3 protein-coding genes and 1 pseudogene are annotated in these 4,578 nt (G+C 59.7%); 3 read left to right on the top strand and 1 reads right to left on the bottom strand.

Annotated features, from left to right (window positions below; genetic code table 11):
- On the bottom strand, positions 1 to 562 hold a 562-nt coding region (locus tag RIFP1SYM_RS15820; protein WP_240992151.1), incomplete at its 3' end, for a DUF5011 domain-containing protein.
- Positions 563 to 1,324: 762 nt separating this feature from the next.
- Here RIFP1SYM_RS15820 and RIFP1SYM_RS15815 point away from each other — a divergent pair.
- From RIFP1SYM_RS15815 to RIFP1SYM_RS17655, 3 genes and pseudogenes are all read left to right on the top strand, one after another.
- Positions 1,325 to 1,642, top strand: coding sequence for a DUF2934 domain-containing protein (locus RIFP1SYM_RS15815; RefSeq protein WP_005966716.1), 318 nt, complete (start codon positions 1,325 to 1,327; stop codon positions 1,640 to 1,642).
- A gap of 157 nt (positions 1,643 to 1,799) precedes the next feature.
- Positions 1,800 to 4,394: pseudogene (gene mutS, locus RIFP1SYM_RS15810) on the top strand (DNA mismatch repair protein MutS).
- Between the two features lie 66 nt (positions 4,395 to 4,460).
- Positions 4,461 to 4,550 (top strand): hypothetical protein, encoded by a 90-nt coding sequence (locus RIFP1SYM_RS17655; protein ID WP_476756448.1) that lies wholly within the window; start codon positions 4,461 to 4,463, stop codon positions 4,548 to 4,550.
- The last annotated feature ends 28 nt before the right edge of the window (positions 4,551 to 4,578 follow it).

Raw genomic sequence — 4,578 nt, 5'->3', positions numbered from 1 at the left:
GGTTGGCGCCGGTCAGGGTGATGACCGGGGGGGTGACGTCTGCGGGGAGCGTCACGGCGACCACGTTGACCGTGCGGGTGATCGCGGTAGCGGCGTTGCCGGCGCTATCCACAACGTTGTAGGTCAGAGTGTAGCTGCCGACGACACCGGTATTGACGCTGCCTGTGGCAACGATGCTGGCCGAGATATCGCCATCGAAAGAATCGTTGGCAGTCGCACCCTGATCGCTATAGCTTGCGCCGAGGATGACGGTCTGCGGGCTACTGCCAATGAGGCTGATGGCCGGGGGGGTCGTATCGGCTACCAGCACGCTCCGAGTCACTGCGGTAGCAGCATTACCGGCGGCATCCGAAACATTATACGTGAGGATGTAACTGCCGGGAGCGGAAGTGTCAACCACGCCGCTTTGCATGATGTTGGCGCTGATATCGCCATCTTTCGCATCGTTGGCGCTGGCGCCAGAATCAGTGTAGACGGTTCCCGCCTCAACAGTGAGGGCATTGGCGCCCAGCAGGGTGATGATGGGGGGATCGGTATCGTCACCGGCAGCGGCCGTGGTCATTGTATGATTGTCTACCACTTCCTCAACACAGCCTGACAGCAGGGCCGCTGCAATGAGCGCCAATGGGTAGTATGGTCGCTTGATCTTCTCGGTCAACATGGATAAACCCCCCGATTCTGTTTCGCTATCAGTTATTTTTAATGCAAGGGGATGCAGGGGAGGCGCTTGTCCGCAACCATCGGGCAAGCAATCAGTACCAACCTCCAGAAAAAACCAGATCCCTGTTCTCTATTCCCTAAATAACAACAAGAATGAATGGTACATTCTCTGGATTTTGTGGCACCGATCAACGCGGCATAACGTCTTTTTAGGTGGCTTTGTGATTGCTATCACGCTTATTTCTGGGGGGGGATCTGGCGCTGTGAGGACTATCAACTTCACGCATTTTGTAGATGAATTGGGGCGGACTTTGCGCTAGGCAGATCCTCTGCGCTGTCTATCCCGCAACCGATGCACCATGTGATCGAACACTAACTTCTGCCCGGCATCCAGCCCCATGTCCAATGTCAAAATTTGTGGACAAGGTTCCTGAATGGTGTGGGGTATGGGGCTGCTGCCCATCCGCGAAAGCAGTCTTCACTGCCTTGGCCGTACGATACTTTGCTTTCCAATTCCCAGAAATTGTGCAAGGGGGCGCAGCATCGGTTGGCGCAACACCAGGAATAATCTGGCACGCCCCGGCTCCCAGATCAATCATGGTTTTTTCATCAATATTGTCTAGAATGCCGAAGGTATTTCAGCGGTAAATAAAGGGCAAAGGACGTGAACAAGAGATCCGGCAAAGACGACGAGAAGATGAAAAAGGCCAAGAAGAAGGTGGTGAAAAAGAAGGTCAGCAAGAAGAAAGCGACGAACAAGGCCGCCAGCCCAAAGGGCCCGGTCAGGAAAAAGAGGGTGGCCAGAGTAGCGTCCCAACAAGCCACCACACCTCATCCCGAGGTCAGCCCCCGCGAGCGCTACGAGATGATCGCCACCATGGCCTACTACCGGGCCGAGAATCGCAACTTCGAAGCGGGCCACGAGATGGATGACTGGATCGAGTGCGAGCACATCGTCGACCAGATGCTGGCGCCGAAATAGTCCCGAGCAAAACAAGTTACGCACAATCTGAAAGGGGCAAACAGGCCCCTTTGTCACCCACCTCCCGCATAGATTTCTCTCAAACATCCTCTCGCCAAGGCGAGAGAGGGTATGATCCACCATACACATTCCAGACTGCCCACAAACACCGGAATCGATGGATAAAATACAGAGCAGCTCCGCACCACAAACCAGGCCAAAAAAGGCAAAACACACACCCATGATGCAGCAATACTTACGCATCAAGGGTGAATTCCCCGACATGTTGCTGTTCTACCGCATGGGGGACTTCTACGAACTCTTCTTCGACGATGCGGAGCGCGCCGCGCAACTGCTCGACATCACCCTCACCAAACGCGGCCAGTCCGCCGGCAAACCGATCCCGATGGCCGGGGTGCCCTACCACGCGGCGGAGAACTATCTGGCGAAGCTAGTGCGGCTTGGAGAATCGGTAGCAATCTGCGAGCAGATCGGCGACCCGGCGGCCAGCAAGGGGCCGGTTGAGCGCAAGGTAGTGCGCATCATCACCCCCGGCACCCTCACCGATGAGTCGCTGCTAGAGGAGCGTCAGGAGAATCTGCTGGCCGCTCTCAACCAGGTCGATGACAAGTTTGGCCTGGCGACCCTCGATCTGGCCAGCGGCCGCTTCATCGTACAGCAGTTCAGCGGCCTGGAGGCGCTGCAGGGGGAGCTGGAGCGGCTGCGCCCGGTGGAGCTACTGCTGGAAGAGGATAACCCGATCGCCGAGCGGCTCGGTCTGAAACGCGGCATCACCCACCGACCCGCCTGGCACTTCGACCTGGCATCCGCCGAGCAGCTGCTGACCCGCCAGTTCGGCACCCGCGACCTGGGCGGCTTCGGCTGCAACGACCAGCCGCTGGCGCTGGCCGCCGCCGGCTGCCTGCTGCAATACGTGGCGGAGACCCAGCGTAGCGCCCTGCCCCACATCCGCTCATTGCGCACCGAGCGACGCGAGGATGCGATCATCATCGACGCCGCCACCCGGCGCAATCTGGAGCTGGATCACTCGCTCTCCAACCAGCCGCAACACACCCTAGCGGGGATCATGGACCGCACTGCCACCGCCATGGGCAGTCGTATGCTAAGGCGCTGGATCAACCGTCCGCTGCGCAATCGGCAGGCGGTGGCACAGCGCCACACCGCCATCGAAGAGCTGCTTGAGCAGCGCGCCTTCCCCGAGCTGCGGGAGAGCCTGAAAGAGATCGGCGACATCGAACGCATCCTCACCCGGGTCGCCCTGAAGAGCGCCCGGCCGCGGGATCTGGCCACACTACGCGACACCCTGGATGTGCTACCGGCGCTGCAGTCACAGCTCGCTCCGCTGCAAAGCCCCTTGTTGACTGAGCTGGCCAGGCAGATCGACACCCATCCAGAGGAGCATGCGTTGTTGGCACGGACGATCATCGAGCAGCCACCAATGCTGATCCGCAACGGCGGGGTGCTCGCCGCAGGCTTCGACGAACAGCTCGACGAGCTGCGCAACCTGTCACAGAACGCGGATCAGTTCCTGCTCGACCTGGAGGCGCGGGAGCGCGAGCGTACCGGTATCNTAGCCTCAAAGTGAGCTATAACCGGGTCCACGGCTACTACATCGAGATCAGCCGCAGCCAATCCGAGAATGCGCCGGAGGACTACATCCGCCGCCAGACCCTGAAGGGGGCGGAGCGCTTCATCACCCCCGAGCTGAAGAAGTTCGAGGATCAGGTGCTGAGCGCCCGCGAGCGTCCTTGGCCCGGGAAAAGGCACTCTACGAGCAGCTACTGGAACAGCTGGCAGAGTCGCTAGCTGCATTGCAGCAGTGCGCCGAAGGGCTCGCCAGCCTGGATATTCTCTGCAATCTGGCGGAGCGCGCCGAGAGCCTCAACCTCTGCCGCCCTGAACTCAGCGACGAATCCGGCATGCAGATCAGCGATGGCCGTCACCCGGTGGTGGAACAGGTCAGCCACGAGCCGTTTATCGCCAACAGCATCGAGCTGGACGAGCAGCGCCGCATCCTCATCATCACCGGACCCAACATGGGCGGCAAGTCGACCTTCATGCGGCAGATCGCGATCATCGCCCTGCTCGCCTACTGCGGCAGTTTTGTGCCAGCCAGCGCGCTGCGCATCGGGCCGATCGACCGCATCTTCTCGCGCATCGGCGCCTCCGACGATCTGGCGGGGGGACGCTCCACCTTCATGGTGGAGATGGAGGAGACCGCCAACATTCTGCACAATGCCACCGACCAGAGCCTGGTGCTGATGGACGAGATCGGCCGTGGCACCTCCACCTTCGACGGACTCTCACTGGCCTGGTCCTGCGCGGTAGAACTGGCGACCAAGATCCACGCCTTCACCCTGTTCGCCACCCACTATTTCGAGCTGACCACCCTACCCGAAGAGTATCCCGGCATTGTCAATGTGCATCTCGACGCGGTGGAGCATGGCGACTCCATCGTCTTCCTGCATGCGGTCAGGGAGGGGCCGGCGAATCAGAGCTATGGACTGCAGGTGGCAGCACTGGCGGGGGTGCCGAAAGCGGTGATCCAGCGCGCGCGACAGCGCCTGGAGGAGCTGGAACAGGCGGCCCAGCAGCACGCCGATCAGCAGCAGAACCAGCTGCCGCTATTGTTTCAGGAGACACCACAGAATTCAGTCGTCGAACAGGCGCTGCTGGAGATCAATCCAGACAACCTCACCCCCAGGCAGGCCTGGAACAAATCTACCGACTGAAGACACTCTGTCAGACGTGAGGCTTCGGCAGGTGTCGTGTATTGGTCCAATCAGAGGAGAAAAAGGNGAGTGAGCATATCTACAAGATGATCGAGATTGTTGGTTCATCCAGCGAGAGCAGTGACGATGCGGTACGCAANCAATCAAGCGTGCGGCAAAATCGATCCATAACATGAACTGGTTTGAGGTGGTGGAGAGCCGCGG

Origin of the sequence: endosymbiont of Riftia pachyptila (vent Ph05) (genome assembly GCF_000224455.1) — a bacterium.
Taxonomy (GTDB): Bacteria; Pseudomonadota; Gammaproteobacteria; order Chromatiales; family Chromatiaceae; genus Endoriftia; species Endoriftia persephonae.
The sequence above is the reverse complement of the archived record's forward strand: the minus strand, read 5'-3'. Positions and strand labels throughout refer to the sequence as shown.